Origin of the sequence: Rhodanobacter fulvus Jip2 (genome assembly GCF_000264315.1) — a bacterium.
GTDB classification, from domain to species: Bacteria; Pseudomonadota; Gammaproteobacteria; order Xanthomonadales; family Rhodanobacteraceae; genus Rhodanobacter; species Rhodanobacter fulvus.
Map to the genome: position 1 here is coordinate 14864 of NZ_AJXU01000043.1, position 24343 is coordinate 39206.

Sequence of the window (24343 nt, forward strand, 5' to 3'; positions counted from 1 at the left end):
CAGCGACCATGCCGCAATTTGCCGCGCGCCCGAGCGGCTCCTAGGGCAGGGCGATGCCGCAGTCGCGCAACAACCGGGCTACCGCGATCAGCGGCAGGCCGATCAACGCGCTGGGGTCGCTGTTGTCGATGCCCTCGAACAGGCTGATGCCCAGGCCCTCGCACTTGAAACTGCCCGCGCAGTCGAGCGGTTGCTCGCGCTCGATATAGCGGGCGATTTCCTCCTCCCGCAACGGACGGAAGCGCACGCGGGTGTGATCGACGTGCACGTGCCGGCGACCGTCGCGGGTATCCAGCACGCAGACGGCCGTATGAAAATCCACCCGACGGCCCGAGCTGGCCAGCAATTGCTCGCGGGCGTGCGCTGCCGTGCCGGGCTTGTCCAGCAGCGTTCCGTCCAGTTCGGCCACCTGGTCCGATCCGATGATCACGGCGTCGCGCCGTGTGCCGGCCGCTGCCTCGGCCTTGGCGATGGCCAGCCGCAGCGCTCGTGCGTGTGGGCTTTCACCCGCCACTGGCGCTTCGTCGGTACCGGGGGCGCAGGGCTCGAAATCCACGCCCAGCCGGCGCAGCAGCTCGGCGCGGTAACGTGATGTGGAGGCAAGTACCAATCGGACGGCGCTGCCGCTCATGCGTCGGGGTCGCGGCGGATGTGGTCGCGCATGGCGCTGTCCAGATCGGTCTGGGCCTGGCTCAGCGCCTGCAGCAGCGGGCGCAGACGCGCGCGCGCGCTCAGCAACGAGTTGCGTGCTTCGTCGATTTCATGTGCCTTGGCGTGGGGCAGGCGGTCGCGGATCCACAGCCTCTGCTGCAGCAGGGCGCGCAGGCCGGCGTCGATCGCGTGCTGGGCGTCTTCCTCGCCCGCGGCAGGCAGGTCAGGGTTGATCGACATCACGGCGTAGGCCTGCTGCAAGCCGCTGCGGCAGGTCTTGAGATCGCTCTCCAGCCGGTCGGCCAGGTCGAGCAGGCTGGTGAGGCTTTCGGCGCGGCCCGGGCGGCGCAGCAACAGCCAGCCTGTCGCGGCAACAAGAAGCGCCAGCAACGTGGCGGCGCCGAGCGTCAGGTAGACATTCAAGGTGCGCATCCAGGCGACACGGGGTCGAAAGGCCCCAGTCTGCCGTATCGTGGGCGGATCAGGCAAAATGGGCAGATTGCCGGCCCCGTCCCGCCGGCTGTTGCGCCACGCCGGTTGACTTCGATCGGGTTCAAACCTACCATTCCGCGACTATGTCCGTGACACTGCCAGAGTCCCTGGACGCTTGGCGCGTGGTTTCGGCGCGGCGTTCGTTCGAAGGAACACTCCCCATCGCGACCCTGTCGCGCCTCCGCGAGGCGCTGGCCGGCACCGACGGGTTGGTGCAATTCGAGCTGGATTTCGGACGCGACAGCCTCGGAACGGATTACGTCGCTGTACGGGCGCAGGCCCGGCTTGCCCTGATCTGCCAGCGCACGCTTGAGCCATTCGTGCTGCCGGTGGTCGTGGACACGCGGCTGGGCCTGATCAGGCACGAGCGCGACGAAGCCGGGTTGCCACCGGACTACGAAGCGCTGCTGGTGCCCGAGGATGGGCGGTTGAATCCGGCGGACGTGATTGAGGACGAATTGTTGTTGGCGCTGCCGCTGGTACCGGTCAACCCGGACAGCAGCCTGCCCGACGAAGTGACAGGCCATGACGCCGAAGAGGATTCCGGCGAAGGGCATGCCGGAAATCCGTTCGCGGTGCTGCGCGAACTGAAGAAATAACCATCGGGCCAGGTCAGTGATCCGGTCCATACCGATTCAGAACATACCTAGCAAATCATTGCTTTAGCTGGAGAACTACCATGGCAGTTGCCAAGAGCCGCCGTACCCCGTCCACCCGCGGCATGCGTCGTTCGCACGACTCGTTGAAGACCGTGCAGCTGTCCACCGATCCGACCAGCGGCGAGGTGCATCTGCGCCACCACGTCACCAAGGACGGCTACTATCGCGGCAAGAAAGTCATCGAAACCAAGGGTGCGGTGTCGGTCGAAGATTGACCGCGTGTTCCGGGGCCCGAGGTTCCGGTAGTCACGACCCAAGGCAAACGGCGCGGTGACGCGCCGTTTTGCGTTCCCGGCGGCTGAAACGTAACGTGGCGATGTCGTGTCGCCGCCCAGCCGACCGAATCCTTTGCAGTCATGGGATGGATAGCCGAATGCCGCAGATATATTCCCGCATCATCGCCACCGGCAGCGCCTTGCCGGAGCGAGTGGTCACCAATGTCGACCTGGAAAAGATCGTCGACACCAGTGACGAGTGGATCCACAGCCGCACCGGCATCCGCCAGCGGCACATCGCCGCCGATGGCGAGACCACCGGCGACCTCGCCTTCCGGGCCGCGCAGAGCGCGCTGGAAGCGGCGGGCGTCAAGGCGTCCGAGCTCGACCTGATCGTGCTGGGCACCACCACGCCGGACATCATTTTTCCGTCCACCGCCTGTCTGGTGCAGCACCGGCTGGGCGCCAACGGTTGTGCCGCGTTCGACGTCAACGCGGCCTGTTCGGGCTTCGTCTATGCGTTGGGCATCGCCGACAAGTTCATCCGCAGCGGGCAGTCGAAAAAGGTGCTGGTGATCGGCGCCGAGACGCTGACGCGCATGGTCGACTGGAGCGACCGCCAGACCTGCGTGCTGTTCGGCGATGGCGCCGGCGCCGTGGTGCTGGAGGCTTCCAGTGAGCCGGGCATTTACGCCACCTGCCTGCACGCCGACGGCGGCTTCAAGGAGCTGCTGTACAACCCCGTGGGCGTGTCGGTTGGCTTCAACGACGAGCCCAATCATGGCGTGCGCATCCACATGTCCGGCCGCGAGGTGTTCAAGGTCGCGGTGAAGACGCTCGATTCGCTGGTCGGTGAAACACTCGAGGCCGCCGGCATGGTCGAATCGCAGATCGACTGGCTGATTCCGCACCAGGCCAACCTGCGCATCATCGAGGCCACCGCCAAGCGGTTGAACATGTCGATGGAGCGCGTCATCGTGACGGTCGACAAGCACGCCAACACCTCGTCGGGTTCGGTGCCGCTGGCGCTCGATTACGCGGTGCGCTCGGGCAAGGTGCAGCGTGGCCAGAACCTGTTGCTGGAGGCGTTCGGCGGCGGCTTTACCTGGGCGTCGGCGCTGTTGCGTTACTGATCCCGGCACGCTTGCTGACTGCGTTCGTTTGAATCGATGCCGCCGCCGAGGCGGCATCGTCACGTCAGCCAGGATGATCCGATACCGCTGCGCACGGACAGCCCGGCATGGCACCATGCCGTTTTTCCATCGACGGTTTGCGCATCATGAGTTCGATTTCCCCTTCGCTCGCTTTCGTATTTCCCGGTCAGGGCTCGCAGTCCGTAGGCATGCTGGCCGACCTCGCCGAGGCGCATCCGCAAGTGCGCGCGACGTTCGACGAAGCCTCGCAGGGTGCGGCGACCGATTTGTGGAAGCTGAGCGCGCAGGGCCCCGAAGACCAGCTCAACAGCACCGAGAACACCCAGCCGGCGTTGTTGGCCGCCAGCGTGGCGGTGTGGCGGGTGTGGCAGGCGCTGGGCGGCGCGCAGCCGGCGCAGTTCGCTGGCCATAGCCTGGGCGAATACAGCGCGCTGGTGTGCGCCAACGCCTTGTCGCTGCATGACGCGGCGGCGCTGGTGGCCGAGCGTGGCCGCCTGATGCAGGCGGCTGTCCCGGCCGGCGTCGGCGCGATGGCGGCAATCCTGGGTGGCGACGACGCGCAGATCGCCGCGGTGTGCGAGGAGGTGGCGCAGGGGCAGGTGGTGGCGCCGGCCAACTTCAATTCGCCCGGCCAACTGGTGATCGCAGGTCATGCGGAGGCGGTCGATCGCGCCCTGGCGAAACTGGCCGAGCTGGGTGTGAAGAAAACCATCAAGCTGGCCGTTTCGGTGCCGTCGCATTGCGCGCTGATGCGCGACGCGGCCGATCGCCTGGGTGAGCGCATGGCCTCGATCGCATGGCAGTTGCCGTCGATCCCGGTGATCCAGAACGCCGAGGCACGCAGCTACAACACGGTCGAGGACATCCGCGGCGCCCTGCAGCGTCAGCTGTACCTGCCCGTGCGCTGGACCGAATGCGTGCAGGCACTGGCTGCCGGTGGCGCCACGCGCATCGCCGAATGCGGCCCCGGCAAGGTGCTGGCTGGCCTGATCCGGCGCATCGACAAGACACTCGAGGCACGTGCCATCGGCGCACCCGCCGAGCTGGACGCCGCACGCACCGAATGGGTTTGAGCGCGCACTCGACGCGTCATTCGCCCCACACGATTTCTGTTATCGAACCTGAGGATTCCACACGATGAGTCATTCCCTGCAAGGCGAGATCGCCCTGGTTACCGGCGCCAGCCGCGGCATCGGCGCGGCGATTGCCGATGAACTGGCGGCGATGGGTGCCACTGTCATCGGCACCGCCACCAGCGATGCGGGCGCCGCGGCGATCGGCGAACGCCTGGCGGCGCACGGCGGCCACGGTCGCAAGCTGGATGTCACCGATGGCGCCGCCGTTGAAGGCTTGATCGATGCCATCGGCAAGGAGTTCGGCGCGGTGTCGATCCTGGTCAACAACGCCGGCATCACCCGCGACCAGTTGCTGATGCGGATGAAGGACGATGACTGGCAGGCGATCATCGATACCAATCTCACCTCGGTCTACCGCACCTCCAAGGCGGTGATGCGCGGCATGATGAAGGCACGCAAGGGCCGCATCATCTCGATCGCCTCGGTCATCGGCCTCACCGGCAATCCGGGTCAGTCCAACTACGCGGCGGCCAAGGCCGGCATCATCGCGTTTTCCAAGTCGCTGGCGCGCGAGATCGGTACCCGCGGCATCACGGTCAACGTGGTTGCACCCGGTTTCATCGACACCGACATGACCCGCGCCTTGCCGGAAGCACAGAAGGAAGCCCTGCTCGGGCAGATCGCGCTGGGCCGTCTCGGCGAGGCCGATGACATCGCCAAGGCAGTGGGTTTCCTGGCCTCTGCGGCGGCCGGCTACATCACCGGCGAAACGCTGCACGTCAACGGCGGCATGTACATGGCGTGAGGATTCTCACGCTGGTTGTCGCCAGCAGACGGTTTTTAGGCGACAATTACCCCTTCGCGCCGGCCATCGTGGCCTGTGCTGTGGGTTCATCAGCCGGCGATGGCGGCATCACTGCTTAGCCATTACAATGCGCCGGCCTTTTGCTGGCACGGTGCCGGCACAGACAAACAACTACTCCTTGAGAGGTATGGGCAACATGAGCACCATCGAAGAGCGCGTCAAGAAAATCGTCATCGAGCAGCTGGGCGTGAAAGAGGATGAAGTCACGACGAATGCTTCGTTCGTGGACGATCTGGGCGCAGATTCGCTGGACACGGTGGAGCTGGTGATGGCCCTCGAAGAAGAGTTCGAAACCGAGATTCCCGACGAGGAAGCCGAGAAGATCACCACCGTGCAGCAGGCCGTCGATTACATCAAGGCCCACTCCAAGGATTGAATGATCCGGGTTTGATCCCACCGGTGGGCGGCGTTCGATATCCGAGCCTGCCACCTCCGTGGTGATAGCGAATGCTGCGCCTTCTGGCGCAGTTTTCGTTTCTGCGTTTTGTAACGTCCGATCCCGTATGGTGCGCCAGCCGCGCCCTGCGGTGACGGGCGCCATACCCGCGGTGTGCACGGGCCTGTGCTGACGATGGGCGGCGCCACGCAACCTTGAAGGAAAACAGCATGAGCAAGCGACGAGTGGTAGTGACCGGCATGGGCATCATTTCCCCGGTCGGCAACGACATCGCCACCGCTTGGCAGAACATCGTCGAAGGCCGCAGCGGTATCGGTCCCGTGACCAGCTTCGACGCCAGTGCCTACGCCACCCGCATTGCGGGCGAGGTCCGCGATTTCGATCCGGTCGACGCCTATTTCGCCGGCATCGATGCACCGGACGACGAGCGCCGTGCGATCGCCAAGGACTTCAAGCGGATGGACCCATTCATCCACTACGGCATCGTGGCGGGCACCCACGCGTTGCGCCAGTCCGGGCTGGTGGTCGACGAGCGCAATGCCGCCCGCGTCGGCATCGCCGCGGGCGCCGGCATCGGCGGCCTGCACACCATCGAGTCGACCGCGCTGGAGCTGGCCGCGAGGGGGCCGCGCAAGGTGTCACCGTTCTATGTGCCCAGCTCGATCATCAACATGGTGGCCGGCAACCTGTCGATCTACCACGGCATCAAGGGCCCGAATATCGCCCTGGTTTCGGCTTGCACCACGGCCACACACAACATCGGCATGGCAATGCGGCTGATCCAGTACGGCGATGCCGACGCCATGCTGGCCGGCGGTTCCGAGTTTGCCACCACGCCCACGGCGATGGCGGGTTTCTGCTCGGCCAAGGCCATGTCCACCCGCAACGACGATCCCACCCACGCCAGCCGTCCGTGGGACGTCGGCCGCGACGGCTTCCTGCTGTCCAACGGCGCGGGCATGCTGATGCTCGAGGAATACGAATTCGCCAAGGCGCGCGGCGCCAACATCCTTGCCGAGCTGACCGGTTTCGGCATGAGCGGCGACGCGTACCACATCACCGCGCCGAGCGGCGATGGCGCCGAGCTGGCCATGCGCAACGCACTGCATGACGCGCACCTGCAGCCGTCCGATGTGCAGTACGTCAACGCGCACGGTACATCGACGCCGGTGGGCGACCTGGGCGAGGCCAAGGCCATCCGCAGCGTCTTCGGCGAGCATGCCACGCAGAAAGGCAAGTTCGCGGTCAGCTCCACCAAGTCGGTCACCGGGCACCTGCTTGGCGCCGCTGGCGGCGTGGAGGCGATCTTCTCGATCATGGCGCTGCGCGAGGGTGTGTTGCCGCCGACGATGAACCTGGTGGATGTCGATCCGGAGGTCGCCGCGCTCGGCATGGATCTGGTGCCGAACCAGGCGGAGAAGGCCGACATCGACATCGCCATGTCCAACTCGTTCGGTTTTGGCGGCACCAACGGCTCGCTGGTTTTCCGCCGCGCCTGAGCGTGACCTGTCTCCGCCGCCTGTTGCCCGGCGAGCGCGACCTGCTCGCGCCCGCCGCGGCCTTTCCGCAGCGTTATCCGTGCCTGCTTGAAAGCGTGCTGCATGGCACGCGGCAGGCGCGCTACGACATCCTGTTCGCGTTTCCCCGCGAATCCCTGACGTTGCATACCGACGGTTCGCTGCGCGACGAAGCGGGGCGCGCGCTGGACGGCCATTTCCTCGACGCGCTGGATGCCGCCTGGAAAAACGAGCAACTGCCGGGCAGCCCGTCGGATGAGCTGCCGTTCCACGGTGGCTGGGTGCTGATGCTGGCCTACGAGCTGGCCGCGCAAATCGAGCCCACGTTGCGGTTGCAGCCCTCGCCGTTGTTGCCGCAGGCGCTGGCTGTGCGCTGCCCAGCCGCGATCATCGTCGACCACCAGCGCGGCCGCACCACGCTGGTGGCGGAAACCGGTTGCGAGGCGTTGCTCGACGCGATGCAGGCCGATCTCGACACGCCGTTGGCGATCGATGCCGCCCCCCTCCCGGCGTCATGCGAAGAGGACGATCCGCAACGCTTTCTCACCGGCGTGGCGCGCATCCACGACCACCTGCGCGACGGCGACATCTTCCAGGTGAACCTGTCGCGCGAGTGGCGCGCCCGCTACGCGCAGCCACCTGCAGCCGCATCGCTGTATGCCGCGTTGCGCCAGGCCAACCCGGCGCCGTTCGCCGGCTTGCTGCAGCAATCGGGATGGTCGCTGGTCAGTTCGTCGCCCGAGCGGTTGGTGGAAGTGCGCGACGGTTGGGCGCAGACGCGGCCCATCGCCGGCACGCGACCGCGCACGCCCGGCGATGACGACGATGCCCGCATCCGCGAATTGAGCGATCACCCGAAGGAGCGCGCCGAGCACGTCATGCTGATCGACCTGGAGCGCAACGACCTGGGTCGTGTCTGCGTGCCGGGCACGGTCGAGGTGGACGAGTTGATGGCGGTGGAAAGCTATGCCCACGTCCATCACATCGTTTCCAACGTGCGCGGCCGGCTGCGCGCCGGGGTGACGCCGGGCCAGGTGATTGCAGCAACCTTCCCGGGCGGTACCATCACGGGTTGCCCCAAGGTGCGTTGCATGGAAATCATCGCCGCGCTGGAAGACGCACCGCGCGGCGCCTATACCGGCGCGCTGGGTTATCTCGATCGACATGGTGACCTCGATTTGAACATCCTGATTCGCACGCTGACCTTGAGTGGCACGCAGGCAAGCCTGCGCGCCGGCGCCGGCATCGTGGTCGACTCGGTGGCGGCGCTGGAGCTGGAGGAAACGCGCGCCAAGGCGCGCGGCCTGTTGCGCGCGCTGGGCGTGCCCGGCTGATGGCCAGCCGCATGCTGGTCAACGGCGTTGCGTCCGAGGTGGTGTCCGCCGCCGACCGGGGCTTTTCATATGGCGACGGGCTGTTCGAGAGCATCCGCTTCGTGGGCGAAAGCGCGCCACTGTGGGACCGGCACATGCAGCGGCTGGCCGACAGTTGCCGTCGCCTGCAACTGCCGCTGCCCGATACCGCACAGCTCCTGCGCGAGTCACGACAAGTGCGTGATGCCATGGCGCACGCGGTGGTGCGCATCGCCTGGACCCGCGGCGTGGGCGAACGCGGCTATTCGCCGCCTGCGGCCGCCACGCCCACGCGAGTCGTGGCGGCCTTCCCGCCGCCACCGATGGATGGCGCCGTGTATGCACGCGGCGTGCGCACGCGGCTGTGCACGCTGCGCCTGGCCGAACAACCGCAACTGGCAGGCATGAAACATCTCAACCGGCTGGAACAAGTGCTGGCCCGCGCGGAATGGAATGATCCGGCAATCGCCGAGGGTTTGCTGTGCGATGGCGGCGGCCGGCTGGTTTCGGCAACCATGGCCAACCTGTTCGCCGTGATCGATGGCGAACTTGTGACGCCATCGCTGCAGCGCTGCGGCGTGGCCGGCGTGGCCCGTGCGCAGATACTGGCGCGTGCCGAAAACGCTACGGAGCGTGACATCCGGCTACCGGACCTGCAGCGCGCCAGCGAGGTTTTCCTCAGTTCCAGCGTGCGCGGCGTGGTGCCGGTACAGTCGCTGGATGACTGGGGCTGGACACCTGGCCCGGTGACCCGGCAATGGCAACGTCACTGGCGGCAATTGGGTTTCCCGATGGAGTACGCGGCATGAATCAGCATCGAACCCGCGGTCGCGCGCTGGGACGCGGCCTGATGTGGCTCGCGATGCTGGCGCTGGTCGCGGCCGCCGCCTGGGGCTGGCACGATTTCAACCGCTTCGCCCGCACGCCACTGCGCGTGACCACCATCGGCGACAGCATCGACATCGCCCGCGGCAGCAGCTTCAAGGCGATCGTGGCCGACCTGCGCCAGCAGGGCGTCACCCGCGCGCACCCGTTGTACTGGCGGGCGCTGGCCGAACAGATGCGGGTGGCGGGCAGGCTGCACGCAGGCGAGTACGCGCTGACCCCGGGCATCACCCCGCGGACGCTGCTGGCCAACATGGCCGCCGGGCGTGTATTGCAGCGCAACCTCACCATCGTCGATGGCTGGACGTTCCAGGAATTGCGCCAGGCACTGGCGCGCGCCGAGAAACTGAAACACGACAGCAGCAACCTCGATGACGCGGCCGTCATGCAGCGCATCGGTGCGGCGGGCGAGAATCCGGAAGGCCGTTTCCTGCCCGAGACCTACGCCTACGTCAAAGGCGACAGCGACCTGGACATCCTGCGTCGTGCGCACCAGGCGATGGTCAAAACGCTGGCCAGCCTGTGGGCCGGGCGCGCTCCCGACCTGCCGCTGGCCACGCCCTACGATGCGCTGATTCTCGCCTCGATCGTGGAAAAGGAAACCGGCAAGCCCGACGAGCGGGCGCAGATCGCCGGGGTGTTCGTGCGCCGCTTGCGCCATCACATGCTGCTGCAGACCGATCCCACCGTGATCTACGGCATGGGCGCGCGCTACGCCGGCAATATCCGCCGCAGCGACCTCACCACCGATACGCCCTACAACACCTACACCCGCCCCGGATTGCCACCGACGCCGATCGCGCTGCCGGGCAAGGCGGCCTTGCAGGCGACACTGCACCCGGCGGCCGGCGATGCGCTTTATTTCGTGGCGCGCGGCGATGGCGGCCACGTGTTTTCCAGCACGCTGGCGGAACACAATCGCAACGTCGATTGCTATCAACGGAAACGCTGCCCATGAACGCGCCATCATCGACAGCACGCGGCCGCTTCATCAGCCTCGAAGGCGGCGAGGGCGCCGGCAAAAGTACCTTGCTGGCGGGGTTGCGCGACTGGATCGGGCAGCAGGGCGTCACCCTGGTGCAGACGCGTGAACCCGGCGGCACCGAACTGGGCGAGGCGGTGCGCGCCATCGTGCTCGACCCGCGACACCACGGCCTGGCCGCTGAAACCGAATTGCTGCTGATGTTCGCCTCGCGCGCGCAACTGGTGCGCGAGCGGATCGAGCCGGCGCTGGCGGCCGGCCAGTGGGTGCTGTGCGACCGTTTCGCCGACGCCAGCTACGCCTACCAGGGCGGCGGCCGTGGCCAACCCGTGCAACGCATCGCCGCGCTGGAGCAGTGGGCTTGCGCCGGTGTGACGCCGGACATGACCTTGCTGCTGGATCTTCCCGTGGCCACCGGCCGTGCCCGTGCCACGGGGCGCAGTGCACCCGACCGCATCGAGGGCGAGGCGGACGGCTTCTTCGAACGGGTACGCGCCGCTTACCGTGAGCGCGCCGCGGCCGAGCCGTCGCGGTTCAGGGTCATCGATGCAACCCAATCGCCGGCGAAGGTACTCGCCGATGCCATCGATGCCGTGGCCGAATTGACCCGGGGCATCAACGCATGAACACCCAACCGTGGCATGCGGAGCACTGGTCGCGGCTGCAGGCGCGGCGGGCGCGTGGTGCGCTGCCTCACGCCTTGCTGCTGTGCGGCCCCACCGGGTTGGGCAAGCGCGCGTTCGCACGGCGCTTCGTCCATGGGTTGCTGTGCGAACAGCCGAACGGGAATACCGGCGACGCATGCGGCCACTGCCGCGCCTGCCTGTTGCTGGCGGCGGGCAGTCACCCGGATCTTGTCGGCTTGACCTACGGCCTGCGCAAGGACGGCGTGCAGCGCAGCGAAATCGTGGTGGAGCAGATCCGCGACCTGTCGGTGCGACTGGCGATGAGCAGCCAGTTCGGCGGCTGGCAGGTTGCCGTCATCGACCCGGCGGATGCGATGAACGCGGCCGCGGCCAACGCCCTGCTGAAAACGCTGGAGGAGCCTGCCGCGCAGACCATGCTGTTGCTGCTGGCCGACGCGCCCTGGCAATTGCCGCAGACCATTCGCAGCCGCTGCCAGCGCATCGAGTTTCATTTGCCTACCACTGATCAGGCGCTGGCCTGGCTGCAGGCCGAGGGTGTCGCCGATGCGGCCACGGCGCTGCAGGCGGCCGGTGGCAACCCGGGGCTGGCGCGTGACTGGACGGCGCAGGGCGCGCTCGACCGCCGCCGCGAAGTACGCAAGGACCTCGCCGCGCTGGCGGCGGGGCGCGGGCAGACGGCCGACGTCGTCAAGCGCTGGCTGGACGACGAGCCGGCGCAGCGGCTGTGGTTTGCCGCGCAGGCGTCGGCCGACGAAATGAAGTCGCGGGCCGATCGACAGGCTCCGCCGCTGTCCAGCGCCCTGGATGCCGACATGCTGGCGCAGTGGTATGCCGCCGCCAACCGCACCCGCCACGCTTTGCGCGGCCCGTTGCGCGACGACCTGCTGTTGCTGGAGTTGCTGGCGATGTGGCGGTGACGACACCGTCCGCCGGGCCCGCGGCGGCGGATGCCCTGACGAGCTTTACGGCGCATACGCGCCTGTTGATCGTGGCGCCGCATCCCGACGACGAAACCATCGCCAACGGTCTGCTGATCCAGCAGGTACGCGCCGCTGGCGGCGAGGTCGGCATCGTGCTGTTGACTGACGGCGACAACAACCCCTGGCCGCAACGCTGGGTGGAACGGCGACTGTACATCGGCGCCGACGGACGCCGGCGCTGGGGCGCGCGGCGTCACGCCGAACTGCTGCGGGCGATGCAGCGGCTGGGTGTTCCGGCCGCGGCACTGCAACAGCTGCACTGGCCCGATCTGGGCGTGACCTCCCGCCTGCTCTCGACGCACCAGGCCGCTGTTGCCGCGTTGACCTCCGCCATCACCACGTTCCGCCCGGACATCGTGGTGGCTCCCGCGTTGGGGGATCGCCATCCCGATCACGGCTCGGCGCACGTGCTGGCGCGCCTGGCACTGGCCAGGCTGCCGTCGGCGCCCGGGTTGCTGACGTACATGGTGCATGGCCTGCAGAGCGATACGCCCGCGCTTCGTCTCGAAGGGTCGCCCACGGAGCAGGCGGCAAAGCGGTTTGCGCTGTCGGCGCATCACAGCCAGCTGGTACTCAGCGGGGGCAGGGTGCAGCGTCTTTCCGGACGGGCGGAGCGGTTTTTTGCCGTCCCCCCGTCACTCGCGGCGCCGGATGGCGGTTTGCCCTGGCGGCCGCCTGCGGCGCTGCATCCGTGGTTGCGACTCAGCCTGGTCGACGCCGCCGGTGCCCACACCTGGCGCTGGCGGGAGGCTCCGCTCCGGCGCGGCGATGCGGGCGGGTACCAGCTGTCGCCGCCGCGTGGCGAGCCGGTGGCCTCACCCCGTTTCGCGCGCCTGTCGCTGGCGGTTCCGTCGCCCTGGATATTTGATCATTGGGGCTGGTGTGAAGTGTGACACAGCCCCGGGTCGAGCGCTTTACACGCCGGGGTCACCCCGCTAGCTTGTGTCGGTACAGGGTGTGCTGGGGGCCCTGATTTGCGACCGCAGCGTTCCGCTCATCGGTGTTCAGGGATGGAAGGGGCGACGGGCAAAGCAGGACTGCCGGTGCTGTCCATTCGCCCGGACAACAAGCATGCGCGACAGGGACCAGCATCTGATGCCAGCAGCAACCGGTTTGCCGGTAGCGATGGCGGAGCGCGGTCCATCGCCCCGGCCGGTGGATGATGATGCCCGGCAGCGACGCGCGCTGCGCCTGCTCAGTGACGTGGTCAGGGCCATCCACGCCCATCGCGATGAGTCGACCATGTTCGGCGACGTCTGCCGCCTGGCCGCAAGCTTTGATGATTGTCCGGTCGCGCTGATCGCCTTGCGCGAACCGTGCGGCGCACTGCGGTTGCGCACAACGGCCGGGCTGGCATGGGATGTTGATGCCACCACCGACCTTGCCGGTTCCGGTCGCCTGGCCAGCGTCGCCAGCATGGCCATCGACAGTGGAAAACCCGCGTGGCACACGCATGTCGCGCCGGCCGAGGCGGCGGATGCGTGGGATGAAAGCCTCGCGCAGGTCGGTGCGTTGCTGGCGTTGCCGCTGCATCGGGATCATGTTGTCGATGGCGTTTTCGTCATCGGCGCCTACCAGGCCGATGCGTTTGCCGGGGTGGGCCTGTCGGTTTTTTCGGAGATCGCCGAGGAGCTGGGCCGGGCCCTGCCATCCCATGGCTCGCCCCCGGCGCGACTGCCGCACAGGGCTGACCTGCCCTTCAGCGCGGCGTATGTCCGGGCGGTGTTGTCCAGCCAGTACACCGGCGTGCTGGTGATGTCCGAGGACAATCATGTGGTGCTGGCGAACGAGGCGTTCTGTGCCTTGTTCGGCATCACCGACCCACCCATCACCCTCGAGAACATGCCGGCGGAAAACCTGTACGAGCGCATGTGGTCCGCGTACGCCGATCCCGATCAGGAGTGGGCCCGCGTCCGGGAGATCGTGGCCCGGGGCGAAACGGTCCGGGGCGACGAGGTGCAGATCCATGGCGGCCGCATTTTCCTGCGCGACTTCACCCCGATCACCACCCATGGCCGGCCAAACGGGCGGATCTGGCATCAGCACGAAATCACCGAGCGGAAAATGTACGAGGCGCGGGTCGAGCGGCTGGCCTTCTATGACGTGGTAACCGGGCTGCCCAACCGGCGCCTGCTGTTCGAACGGCTGGAGCAGGGGCGCGTGCTGGCGACCACGCAGCGCTCGCTGATTGCGGTGGGCGTGCTGGACCTGGATCGCTTCAAGAGCGTCAACGACAGCGTCGGCCATGCCGGCGGCGACCACGTGCTGGCGGAGGCCTCGTCACGCGTCGCCGCGTTGCTGCGCGAGGCCGACGTGCTGGCCCGGTTTGGTGGTGACGAGTTCGGGCTGGTCATATCGGGCCTGGACAGCAAGGAGCAGCTCGACGCGATCAGCCGCTGCATCCTGCAGGCACTGCGCGCGCCTTTCGATCTGCGGGGGGAACTGCTCTACCTTTCAGCCAGCATCGGGTGGACGCTCTATCCGCTGGACACCTCGGACGCCGAGGGCCTGCTGCGCCACGCGGACATGGCCATGTATGCGGCCAAGGAGGAGGGCAAGGACCGCGGCCTGTTGTACGAACCGGCGATGGAAGAGGAGCAGGTGCGCCTGCAGGCGATGCGCGAGCGGATGGCGCAGGCGCTGCTGCAGTCGCGCCTGCAGCTGTTGTTCCAGCCGATCGTCTATATCGACGGGCTTCCCGGCCTGCATGGCGTGGCGGGGATGGAGGCACTCCTGCGCTTGCGCGATGGTGAAGACGGGCTGATCGAGCCCGCGCATTTCATGCATGTGCTGGACGACCCGCAACTGGCCCGCCCCATCGGTCGCTATGTGCTGGACGAGGCATTGAAGCAATGCCAGGCGTGGATGCGCCTGGGCGTCTCGATTCCCGTGTCGATCAACATCAGCACCCGGCACTTGCTGCACCCGGCCTTCTTCGCCGACATCGATACGGCGCTGGACAGTTATCCGGGCGTGATGGATGTCGGCTTCGGCATCGAGGTGACCGAGACCGGCCCGACGATGGACCATGCCCGGGCCAAGGTGGTTATCGAGGAGTGCCGGCGCCGCGGCATCCGCGTGGGTCTGGACGATTTCGGCACCGGCACGGCATCGCTAAGCCATATCCAGAAACTGGATATCGAACACATCAAGCTCGACCAGAGTTTCGTGCGCGATATCCTGAGTGACGAACGCAACGTGGCGATCGCCGCCGGCGTCATCACCACCGCCCGCATGCTGGCCAAGACGGTGATCGCGGAAGGGGTCGAAACCTCGGAGCAGGGCGATCTGCTGGCCATGCTGGGTTGTCACCAGCTGCAGGGTTTCTCCATTTCGCGCCCGATGCCTTCCGAGGCGGTGCCTGGCTGGGTGGCGGACTGGAAGCCCCCTGCATCTTGGGAGCGACTGGTCGGCGAGCGGCGGAACCAGCAGGCCGTGCAGCCCCCTGCGGTGCGCTGATCGCCTGCGGTGGTGCGATCGCCCGGCAGCATCTACCATCATGCCCATTGAGCGGGCGGTGCAGCCGCCATCCAGGAGTCGAACATGAAACCCGTGGCCGCCCGGCAGGGCATCATCTCGTTGAAGATCAAGGACGCCGTGTCGCTGTACAACGCGTACATGCCCTTTCTGAAACATGGCGGATTGTTCGCACCCAGCGAACACGTCTATGCGCTGGGCGACGAAGTGGTGCTGCTGGTTACCCTGGCCGAGGAAACCGAGCGCCTGTCGGTCGTGGGCAAGGTGGTATGGATCAGTCCGGCCGGTGCGCAGGGCAATCGTGCGGCGGGCATCGGTATCCACTTCAACGAATCCAGCGACGCGGAAGCCGCGCGCAGCCGCATCGAGAACATCCTGGCCGGCACACTCAACTCCGAGCGCCCGACCAATACGATGTGACCGTTCGTGGTCACGCGAACCACCCATGTCGTCGCGTTGTCGCCGCTGCAGACGCGCGCCATGTCGTCAAGGCTTGTCCCTCGACCCATGGGCGCTGATACAATGGCCGGATTCGCGAACTCGCTTCGCGGAACGTCGAACGCCAGCGGGTTCATCCGCGGACGTGGCTGAGCAGCCCATGGCCCAAGCGGCCTGTCGAATCGAAGTCGCCGGACCGTAAGTTGCTGGGTTGAACCCCGCGGTCACTGATGCGCCCGATGGCGCGGAGGTCGTTGCACCGTGCTTGCCGAATATTGGCCTGTCCTGTTGTTCATCGGCGTTGCCACCGGCCTCGGGCTGGTGCTGCTGGCGGTTGGCCTGCTGGCCGGCCCGCGTCGTCCCGAAGCCGAGAAGCTGGCGCCGTACGAATGCGGTTTCGAGGCGTTCGAGGACGCCCGCATGCGTTTCGACGTGCGCTACTACCTGCTCGCCATCCTGTTCATCATCTTCGACCTGGAAATCGCCTTCCTGTTTCCGTGGGCGGTGGTGTTCAAGCAGATCGGGCTGATCGCGCTGATCGAGATGGGCCTGTTCCTGCTGCTGCTGGTGATCGGCTTTGCCTACGTGTGGAAGAAGGGAGCACTGGAATGGGAATGATGGAATCCGTCAGCGGGGTGATGCACAACCCGCAGCCGCTGAACCTGGTGGACGACATCCTGCGCCCGGCCGGTGACAACCCGGTGGTGCAGCGCGGCTTTGCCACCACCAGCGTGGATGCCTTGATGAACTGGGCGCGCACCGGCTCGATGTGGCCGATGACGTTCGGCCTGGCCTGTTGCGCGGTGGAAATGATGCACGCCGGCGCGTCGCGACTGGACCTTGACCGTTACGGCGTGATCTTCCGCCCCAGCCCGCGCCAGTCCGACGTGATGATCGTGGCCGGTACCCTGGTCAACAAGATGGCCCCGGCGCTGCGCAAGGTCTACGACCAGATGCCCGAGCCGAAATGGGTGATCTCGATGGGTAGCTGCGCCAACGGCGGCGGCTACTACCATTATTCCTACTCGGTGGTGCGTGGTTGCGACCGCATCGTGCCGGTGGACATCTACGTGCCAGGCTGCCCGCCCACGGCGGAGGCGCTGATCCACGGCATCCTGCAACTGCAGAAGAAAATCCGCCGCACCAGCACCATCGCGCGTTCGTAGGCCCCGACATGACCGACACATCCGCGACCTCGCTGTCCGACCAGCTCGCCGCCCGCTTCGGCGACACGCTCACCCTCAGCACCGTCCGCAACGAAACCACCGCCGAACTGGCCGCCGCCGACCTGATCGCCGTGGCCACCGCGCTGCGTGATGAGCCCGCGTTCCGCTTCAGCGAATTGATCGATCTTTGCGGCGTCGACTACCTCGGTTACGGCCAGACCGAGTGGGATACCGAATCGGTTTCCGGCACCGGTTTCTCGCGTGGCGTGGAAGGCCAGGCGATGGGCCGTTTCACCTGGGCCGAGCGCCCGCGCGACAGCAATCATCCGCGCCGCTTCGCCTCGGTCATTCAACTGCTGTCGATCGAGCACAACCGGCGCCTGCGCCTGCGCGTGTTCTGCGACGACGACAGCATGCCGCTGCTGCCGTCGCTGACCCTGATCTGGCCGTCCGTGAACTGGTTCGAGCGCGAGGCGTTCGACCTGTACGGCATCATTTTCGATGGCCACCAGGATCTGCGCCGCATCCTCACCGACTACGGTTTCGTGGGCCATCCGTTCCGCAAGGATTTCCCGCTGATCGGCAACGTGGAAGTGCGCTACGACCCCGAGCAGAAGCGGGTCATCTACGAGCCGGTGTCGATCGAGCCGCGCGTGCTGGTGCCGCGCACCATCCGTGACGACGCCGACCTGATGCAGGCGCGGGCCGAAGCCGCCGACCAATGGCGGGAGAATTGAGCATGCAGGAAATCCGCAATTACACGATGAACTTCGGCCCGCAGCATCCGGCCGCTCACGGCGTGCTGCGTCTGGTGATGGAAATGGACGGCGAGACCATCGTTCGCGCCGATCCGCACATCGGCCTGCTGCATCGTGGCACCGAGAAACTGGCCGAGTCCAAGCCGTTCAACCAGTCCATCGGCTACATGGATCGACTCGATTACGTCTCCATGATGTGCAACGAGCACGCCTACGTGCGCGCCATCGAAACCCTGCTGGGCATCGAGGCGCCGGTGCGTGCGCAATACATCCGCACCATGTTCGACGAGATCACCCGCATCCTGAACCACCTGATGTGGATCGGTTCGAACGGTCTCGACCTGGGCGCGATGGCGGTGTTCCTGTACGCGTTCCGCGAGCGCGAGGAGCTGATGGACGTCTATGAGGCGGTGTCGGGCGCGCGCATGCACGCCACGTACTACCGCCCCGGCGGCGTCTATCGCGACCTGCCGGCGCAGATGTCGCAGTACCGCGAATCGCCGTGGCACAAGGGCAACGACCTCAAGCGCATCAACAGCTGGCGCGAAGGTTCGATGCTGGATTACCTCGACGCCTTCACGGCGGATTTCCCGAGCAAGGTCGACGAGTACGAGGAACTGCTCACCACCAACCGCATCTGGAAGCAGCGCACCGTCGGCATCGGCGTGATCTCCCCGGAGCTGGCCCAGCAATGGGGCATGACCGGCGTGATGCTGCGCGGTTCGGGCGTGGAGTGGGACCTGCGCAAGAAGCAGCCCTACGCGAAGTACGCCGAGATGGATTTCGACCTTCCGGTCGGCGTCAACGGCGACTGCTACGACCGCTACCTGTGCCGCGTCGAGGAGATGCGCCAGTCCAACCGCATCATCCAGCAATGCGTGCAGTGGCTGAAGGCCAACCCCGGCCCGGTGATGGTGAAGAACTTCAAGGTCGCGCCGCCGTCGCGGGTCGAGATGAAGGAGGACATGGAAGCCCTCATCCACCACTTCAAGCTGTTCACCGAAGGCTATTGCGTGCCGGCCGGCGAGACCTATTGCGCGGTCGAGGCGCCCAAGGGCGAGTTCGGCTGCTACCTGGTGTCCGACGGCGCCAACAAGCCGTTCCGCGTGCACCTGCGTGCACCGGGTTTCGCCCACCTGTCATCCATGGACACCATCGTGCGCGGCCACATGCTGGCCGACGTGGTGGCCATGATCGGAACCTACGACCTCGTGTTCGGCGAAGTGGATCGATGAATACGGGAATCGGGAATAGGGAGTCGGGAATGGGTAGAGCGCACCGCTGCAGCTCCGCCTTTCGTATTTCGACGAGTCGCAAATGTTGCAATGGAGTAGGGACGGTAGTGCGACGGGTCGGGTCTTTCCGACTCCCGATTCCCGATTCCCGGAGTTTCACGCATGAAAGCCACCGGACATTTCGAGCAGGTCAGGCACGTCGATCCGACGGTCGTACTGACCGAGCAAACCCGTCACCACATCGACAAGTGGGTGGCCAAGTTCCCGCCCGACCGCAAGCGGTCGGCGCTGATCCAGGCGCTGTTCGGCGCGCAGGAGCAGAACCGTGGCTTCCTCACCGATGAGCTGATCACGGCGGTGGCCAAGTATCTGGACGTGCCGTCGATCTGGGCCTACGAGGTGGCCAGTTTCTACTCGATGCTGGAAACCAGGCCGGTGGCGCGCAACAACGTGGCGATCTGCACCAATATCTCGTGCTGGCTGAATGGCGCCGAGGATCTGGTGCGTCATTGCGAACAGAAGCTCGGCATCAAGCTGGGCGAAAGCACCGCGGACGGACGCGTGTACCTGAAGAACGAAGAAGAATGCATCGCGGCCTGCGTTTACGCGCCGGCGGCCACGGTCAATGGTCACTACCACGAGCACCTCACCATCGAAAAGCTGGACGCCATCCTTGATGGGCTGAGCGTCGATGGCCCGGATCACGGGCACGCAGGGGAGGCGCACTGATGGCCGTCGGAGCCGCACCGCAGGAACACCAGGTCGTCTACACCACCTTGCATTTCGACAAGCCGTGGGCGATGGCCAGCTATGAGCAGGTCGATGGCTACAAGGCCTGGCGCAAGATCCTGGCCGAAAAGCCCGATCCGGCGTCGCTGATCGAAGAGATCAAGAAAAGCAGCCTGCGCGGCCGCGGCGGCGCGGGCTTCCCGACCGGCCTGAAGTGGTCCTTCATGCCCAAGGGCGACATGCAGAAGTACATCCTGTGCAACTCGGACGAGTCCGAGCCGGGCACCGCCAAGGATCGCGACATTCTGCGCTACAACCCGCATGCGGTGATCGAAGGCTTGGCCATTGCCTGCTATTGCACCGGCACCACGGTGGCCTACAACTACCTGCGCGGCGAGTTCCACCACGAGCCGTTCGAGCATTTCGAGGCCGCACTGGCCGAAGCCTACGCCGCCGGTCTGCTGGGCAAGAACGTGCAGGGCACGGGCCTCGATGTGGACATCTATGCCGCGCTGGGCGCTGGCGCCTACATCTGCGGCGAAGAGACCGCGATGATGGAGTCGCTGGAAGGCAAGAAGGGCATGCCGCGCTTCAAGCCGCCGTTCCCGGCCAATTTCGGCCTGTATGGCAAGCCGACCACGATCAACAACACCGAAACCTACGCCTCGGTGCCGGCCATCATCCGCAACGGCGCGGACTGGTTCCTCAACCTGGGCAAGCCGAACAATGGCGGTCCGAAGATCTTCTCGGTGTCCGGTCACGTCAACCGGCCGGGCAACTACGAAATCCGCCTGGGTACGTCGTTCAAGGACCTGCTCGAGATGGCCGGCGGCGTGCGCAACGGGCACAAGCTGAAAGCCGTGATTCCGGGCGGTTCGTCGATGAAGGTGCTGCCGGCCGACATCATGCTCGAAAGCACGATGGACTATGACTGCCTGCAGAAGGCCGGCTCGGGCCTCGGCTCCGGTGCGGTCATCGTGATGGACGAAACCACCTGCATGGTCCGGGTCTGCCACCGCATCTCGCGCTTCTACAAGGCGGAGTCGTGCGGTCAGTGCACGCCGTGCCGGGAGGGCACCGGCTGGATGCATCGCGTGCTGACCCGCATCGTCGAAGGCAACGGTACGCAAGAGGATCTGCATCGGCTGAAGGCTATCGCCGGGCAGATCGAAGGACACACCATCTGTGCCTTTGGTGAGGCGGCTGCGTGGCCGGTGCAGGGCTTCCTGAACCGCTTCTGGAACGAATTCGAGTACTTCGTGGAGCACGGTCACTCGATAGTGGATTCTCGCGAGGAAGTGACGGCATGAGTGCGCAGCCAACCAACAACGCGCCCGATCTGGTCAGCATCGAAATCGACGGCAAGCCGGTGCAGATCCGCAAGAACGCCATGATCATCGAGGCGGCCGATACGGTCGGCATCACGATTCCGCGCTTCTGCTACCACCGCAAGTTGCCGATCGCCGCGAACTGCCGCATGTGCATGGTCGAGGTGGAAATGGGTGGCCGCCCGGTGCCCAAGGGGCTGCCGGCATGCGCCACGCCGGTGACCGACGGCATGAAGGTGCAGACGCGTTCCAAGCTGGCCCTGCAATACCAGCGCGACGTGATGGAATTCCTGCTGATCAACCATCCGCTGGACTGCCCGATCTGCGATCAGGGCGGCGAGTGTGAACTGCAGGACGTGGCGCTGGGCTTCGGCCGCAGCGTGTCGCGCTTCACCGAGCGCAAGCGCACCGTGTCCGACGAGAACATCGGGCCGCTGGTCGCCACCGAGATGACGCGTTGCATCCACTGCACGCGCTGCGTGCGTTTCACCAGCGAGATCGCCGGCACCTTCGAACTCGGCGGCATGAATCGCGGCGAGAACCTGCAGATCGGCACCTACATCGGCAAGACGGTGGAAACCGAACTGTCCGGCAACATCATCGACCTGTGCCCGGTGGGCGCGCTGACCGACAAGGTGTTCCAGTTCAAGGCGCGTGCGTGGGAATTGATTGCCCGGCCGTCCATCGGCTACCACGATGCGCTGGGTTCCAACCTGTGGCTGCATACGCGCCGCGGCGAAGTGCTGCGCACGGTGCCGCGCGACAACGAGGCGGTCAACGAATGCTGGCTGTCCGATCGCGATCGCTACAGCCACCAGGGCCTGACGGCCGCCGACCGCGCCATCGCACCACTGGTGAAGCGCGATGGCCAGTGGCAGGAGACCAGCTGGGAAGACGCACTGTCGTTTGCCGGTGAGGCGCTGAAGAAGTCGCCCGGCAGCGAGCTCGGTGTGCTGGTGCATCCGGCCACCTCGAACGAAGAGGGCGACCTGTTGATGCGCCTGGCGCGAGGACTGGGCAGCGCCCACGTCGATCACCGCCTGCGTCAGCTGGATTTCGCCGACAACGCCGTGGCCACCACCTTCGGTACGCCGGTGGCCCAGGTGGATCAGCTCGAGGCCGCCTTGCTGGTCGGTTCCGACCTGCGTCTCGAACTGCCGTTGCTCAATCACCGCCTGCACCAGGCCGTGAAGAAGGGTGCGCGGGTTTACGCGGTCAACCCGGTGCATTTCGATTTCAATTACAAGCTGGCCGGTGAGGCGATTGCCGCTCCGCACGAGCTGGTCGGCGCCTTGCTGGCCTTGGCCAAAGCCGCCGTGAGCGCGGGCGCTTCGGCACCCGCGCCGCTGGCTGACGCGATCAACGGCGCAACCAGCGATCAGGGCGACAGCGAAGCCGTTGCGGCGCTGAAGTCCGGTGCGGCGGTGGTGATCCTGGGCGAAGCGGCGGTGACCCATCCGCAGGCGTCGTGGTTGCGCGCCATCGCACGCTTCATCGCCGACGCCACCGGCGCGGGCTACAACGAGCTGCCGGTTGGCGCCAATGCCGTCGGCCTCGCACGCCTCGGCGTGGTGCCGGGCAATGGCGGGCTGGATGCGCAGGCGATGCTGGCGCAGCCGCGCAAGAGCTACCTGCTGTACGGCGTCGAGCCGCCGCACGATTTCGCGGACGGCGCCGCCACGCTGAAGGCGTTGCGTGGGGCGGAGCAGGTGGTGGCGTTCAGCGCCTTTGCCAGCGATGCGCTTCGCGAGGTGGCCGATGTGATCCTGCCGATCGCCTTGCTGCCCGAGATCGATGCCACCCTGGTCAATGTCGATGGCCTGGCCCAGGGCGTGCTCGCCGGTTCCAAGGCACCGGGGCAGGCGCGGCCGGGCTGGAAGGTGTTGCGTGCGCTGGGCGGCTCGCTGCAGCTGGCCGGCTTCGAGTTCGACGATATCGCCGGCCTGCGCAACGACATCACCGATCGTGCGGTGGTTGCGCGCGATGGCATGGCCTCGCGTGCCAGCACGCCGGCGGGGCTGACCCGCGTCGCCACCTGGCCCATCTATCGCAGCGACGCCGTGTTGCGTCGTGCGACGGCACTGAACGCGCATCCGCTCAACCGGGCGCCCGCCGTTCGGGTCAACGCGAATGAGGCGGCGCGGCTGGGCCTTGCCGATGGCGAGCAGGTTCGCGTCGGCGCGGCGTCGCTGCCGTTGCGGATCGACGTGGCGGTTCCCGATGGGGCCACCTGGATCGAGGCGGCGCAGGACCTCACTGCCACGTTGCCGCCGTATGGCGCGACCATCACCTTGAGCAAGGCTTGAGCATCATGGCTGATCAACTCATCAACCAGGTTTTGTGGCCGGTGATCTACATCCTGTGCATCGTGCTGCCGCTGGTGATCGCGGTCGCCATGTTCGTGTACTGGGAGCGCAAGGTCATCGGCTGGATGCACGTGCGCCTGGGGCCGAACAAGATCGGTCCGTTCGGCATCCTGCAGGCCTTCGCCGACGTGGTGAAGCTCCTGATCAAGGAAGTGATCCTGCCGACCAAGGCCAATCGCTTCCTGTACTTCATGGCGCCGTTGATCGCGTTGATACCGGCGCTGGCCGCGTGGGCGGTCATTCCGTTCAGTGGCCAGATGGTGTTGTCCAACGCGAACGCCGGCATCCTGTACCTGCTGGCGATGACCTCGATGGGCGTGTACGGCATCATCATCGCGGGCTGGGCGTCCAACTCACGCTACGCGTTGCTGGGTGCGATGCGCTCGGCTGCGCAGGTGATTTCCTACGAGCTGGCGATGGGCCTGTGCTTGGTCTGCGTGCTGGTGCTGGCGGGCAGCCTCAACCTGACCGAGATCGTCAACGCGCAGGCCGGCAACAAGGGCATCCTCGAGTGGTTCATGTGGCCGCTGCTGCCGGTGTTCGTGATCTATTTCATCTCCGGCGTGGCCGAGACCAACCGCGCGCCGTTCGACATGGCCGAGGGCGAGTCGGAGATCGTAGCCGGTTTCCACGTGGAGTATTCCGGCTCGGCGTTCGCGATCTTCTTCCTGGCCGAATACGCCAACATGATCCTGATCAGCTTCCTGGCCTCGATCCTGTTCCTGGGTGGCTGGCTGTCGCCGTTCCCGGCGTCGTGGGGCTTCATCGGGCACGGCGGCTTCATCTGGCTGTTCATCAAGGCCTTCCTGATGAGCTTCCTGTTCCTGTGGTTCCGCGCCACGTTCCCGCGCTATCGCTATGACCAGATCATGCGTTTGGGCTGGAAGGTGCTGATCCCGATCGCGATCGTCTGGGTGATGGTGGCCGGATGCATGAAATTTTTCGACGTGGTCACCGTCGGCGTGGGAGCGTAA

At 66.2% G+C, this 24343-nt stretch carries 25 protein-coding genes; 23 read left to right on the top strand and 2 right to left on the bottom strand.

Annotated elements, in window-relative coordinates; translation table 11 throughout:
* Positions 1-40: 40 nt before the first annotated feature.
* Entirely contained in the window at positions 41-631 is a 591-nt protein-coding gene (locus UU9_RS10760) for a Maf family protein (RefSeq protein ID WP_007081781.1), read from the bottom strand.
* On the bottom strand, positions 628-1074 hold the full coding sequence (locus UU9_RS10765) for a hypothetical protein (protein ID WP_040670834.1): 447 nt from the start codon (positions 1072-1074) through the stop codon (positions 628-630). Before UU9_RS10765 ends, UU9_RS10760 begins: the two co-directional genes overlap by 4 nt.
* A 152-nt stretch (positions 1075-1226) precedes the next feature.
* Between UU9_RS10765 and UU9_RS10770 the strand changes: the two genes are divergently transcribed.
* The 23 genes from UU9_RS10770 to nuoH all read left to right on the top strand — a co-directional run bounded on the left by UU9_RS10770 (position 1227) and on the right by nuoH (position 24343).
* Positions 1227-1742, top strand: coding sequence for a YceD family protein (locus UU9_RS10770; protein WP_083838964.1), 516 nt, complete (start codon positions 1227-1229; stop codon positions 1740-1742).
* Between the two features lie 80 nt (positions 1743-1822).
* Positions 1823-2017 (top strand): 50S ribosomal protein L32, encoded by a 195-nt coding sequence (rpmF, locus tag UU9_RS10775; protein ID WP_007081784.1) that lies wholly within the window; start codon positions 1823-1825, stop codon positions 2015-2017.
* 158 nt (positions 2018-2175) lie between these two features.
* Positions 2176-3150: a beta-ketoacyl-ACP synthase III gene (locus tag UU9_RS10780; protein ID WP_007081785.1), complete on the top strand. Its 975-nt coding sequence runs from the start codon at positions 2176-2178 to the stop codon at positions 3148-3150.
* 146 nt (positions 3151-3296) lie between these two features.
* A complete protein-coding gene (fabD, locus tag UU9_RS10785) occupies positions 3297-4244 on the top strand; it encodes an ACP S-malonyltransferase (protein ID WP_040670836.1) in 948 nt (315 codons plus the stop codon).
* Positions 4245-4308: 64 nt separating this feature from the next.
* Positions 4309-5052 (top strand): 3-oxoacyl-ACP reductase FabG, encoded by a 744-nt coding sequence (gene fabG, locus UU9_RS10790; protein WP_007081787.1) that lies wholly within the window; start codon positions 4309-4311, stop codon positions 5050-5052.
* A 196-nt stretch (positions 5053-5248) separates the two neighbouring features.
* Entirely contained in the window at positions 5249-5488 is a 240-nt protein-coding gene (gene acpP / locus UU9_RS10795; RefSeq protein WP_007081788.1) for an acyl carrier protein, read from the top strand.
* A gap of 230 nt (positions 5489-5718) precedes the next feature.
* Positions 5719-7008 carry a beta-ketoacyl-ACP synthase II gene (fabF, locus tag UU9_RS10800; protein WP_007081789.1) on the top strand — a complete coding sequence of 430 codons (1290 nt, stop codon included), beginning with the start codon at positions 5719-5721 and terminating at the stop codon, positions 7006-7008.
* A gap of 2 nt (positions 7009-7010) precedes the next feature.
* Positions 7011-8360, top strand: a complete 1350-nt coding sequence (locus tag UU9_RS10805; protein WP_040670825.1) for an aminodeoxychorismate synthase component I — start codon at positions 7011-7013, stop codon at positions 8358-8360.
* Positions 8360-9187: an aminodeoxychorismate lyase gene (pabC, locus tag UU9_RS10810; protein ID WP_007081791.1), complete on the top strand. Its 828-nt coding sequence runs from the start codon at positions 8360-8362 to the stop codon at positions 9185-9187. Before UU9_RS10805 ends, pabC begins: the two co-directional genes overlap by 1 nt.
* A gap of 41 nt (positions 9188-9228) precedes the next feature.
* Complete coding sequence (gene mltG / locus UU9_RS10815; RefSeq protein ID WP_425476848.1) at positions 9229-10221, top strand: endolytic transglycosylase MltG; 993 nt, start codon at positions 9229-9231, stop codon at positions 10219-10221.
* A complete protein-coding gene (gene tmk / locus UU9_RS10820; RefSeq protein WP_007081793.1) occupies positions 10218-10871 on the top strand; it encodes a dTMP kinase in 654 nt (217 codons plus the stop codon). The genes mltG and tmk overlap by 4 nt, the downstream gene beginning before the upstream one ends.
* The gene (holB, locus tag UU9_RS10825) at positions 10868-11809 is read left to right on the top strand and encodes a DNA polymerase III subunit delta' (RefSeq protein ID WP_007081794.1); all 942 of its coding nucleotides are present in this window, start codon (positions 10868-10870) and stop codon (positions 11807-11809) included. Before tmk ends, holB begins: the two co-directional genes overlap by 4 nt.
* The gene (locus UU9_RS10830; protein ID WP_237710272.1) at positions 11806-12765 is read left to right on the top strand and encodes a PIG-L deacetylase family protein; all 960 of its coding nucleotides are present in this window, start codon (positions 11806-11808) and stop codon (positions 12763-12765) included. Before holB ends, UU9_RS10830 begins: the two co-directional genes overlap by 4 nt.
* Positions 12766-12943: 178 nt before the next feature.
* Positions 12944-15331, top strand: coding sequence for a putative bifunctional diguanylate cyclase/phosphodiesterase (locus tag UU9_RS10835; RefSeq protein WP_156804265.1), 2388 nt, complete (start codon positions 12944-12946; stop codon positions 15329-15331).
* Between the two features lie 84 nt (positions 15332-15415).
* Positions 15416-15769, top strand: coding sequence for a PilZ domain-containing protein (locus UU9_RS10840; RefSeq protein ID WP_007081797.1), 354 nt, complete (start codon positions 15416-15418; stop codon positions 15767-15769).
* A gap of 279 nt (positions 15770-16048) precedes the next feature.
* A complete protein-coding gene (locus tag UU9_RS10845; RefSeq protein ID WP_007081798.1) occupies positions 16049-16405 on the top strand; it encodes an NADH-quinone oxidoreductase subunit A in 357 nt (118 codons plus the stop codon).
* On the top strand, positions 16396-16953 hold the full coding sequence (locus UU9_RS10850) for a NuoB/complex I 20 kDa subunit family protein (RefSeq protein ID WP_007081799.1): 558 nt from the start codon (positions 16396-16398) through the stop codon (positions 16951-16953). The genes UU9_RS10845 and UU9_RS10850 overlap by 10 nt, the downstream gene beginning before the upstream one ends.
* An 8-nt stretch (positions 16954-16961) precedes the next feature.
* Positions 16962-17690, top strand: coding sequence for an NADH-quinone oxidoreductase subunit C (locus tag UU9_RS10855; RefSeq protein ID WP_007081800.1), 729 nt, complete (start codon positions 16962-16964; stop codon positions 17688-17690).
* Positions 17675-18946, top strand: coding sequence for an NADH-quinone oxidoreductase subunit D (locus UU9_RS10860; RefSeq protein WP_425476847.1), 1272 nt, complete (start codon positions 17675-17677; stop codon positions 18944-18946). Before UU9_RS10855 ends, UU9_RS10860 begins: the two co-directional genes overlap by 16 nt.
* Positions 18947-19108: 162 nt before the next feature.
* Complete coding sequence (nuoE, locus tag UU9_RS10865) at positions 19109-19675, top strand: NADH-quinone oxidoreductase subunit NuoE (RefSeq protein WP_007081802.1); 567 nt, start codon at positions 19109-19111, stop codon at positions 19673-19675.
* Entirely contained in the window at positions 19675-20985 is a 1311-nt protein-coding gene (gene nuoF, locus UU9_RS10870; protein WP_007081803.1) for an NADH-quinone oxidoreductase subunit NuoF, read from the top strand. Before nuoE ends, nuoF begins: the two co-directional genes overlap by 1 nt.
* The gene (gene nuoG, locus UU9_RS10875; protein ID WP_007081804.1) at positions 20982-23309 is read left to right on the top strand and encodes an NADH-quinone oxidoreductase subunit NuoG; all 2328 of its coding nucleotides are present in this window, start codon (positions 20982-20984) and stop codon (positions 23307-23309) included. The genes nuoF and nuoG overlap by 4 nt, the downstream gene beginning before the upstream one ends.
* A 5-nt stretch (positions 23310-23314) precedes the next feature.
* Positions 23315-24343, top strand: a complete 1029-nt coding sequence (gene nuoH, locus UU9_RS10880; RefSeq protein WP_040670839.1) for an NADH-quinone oxidoreductase subunit NuoH — start codon at positions 23315-23317, stop codon at positions 24341-24343.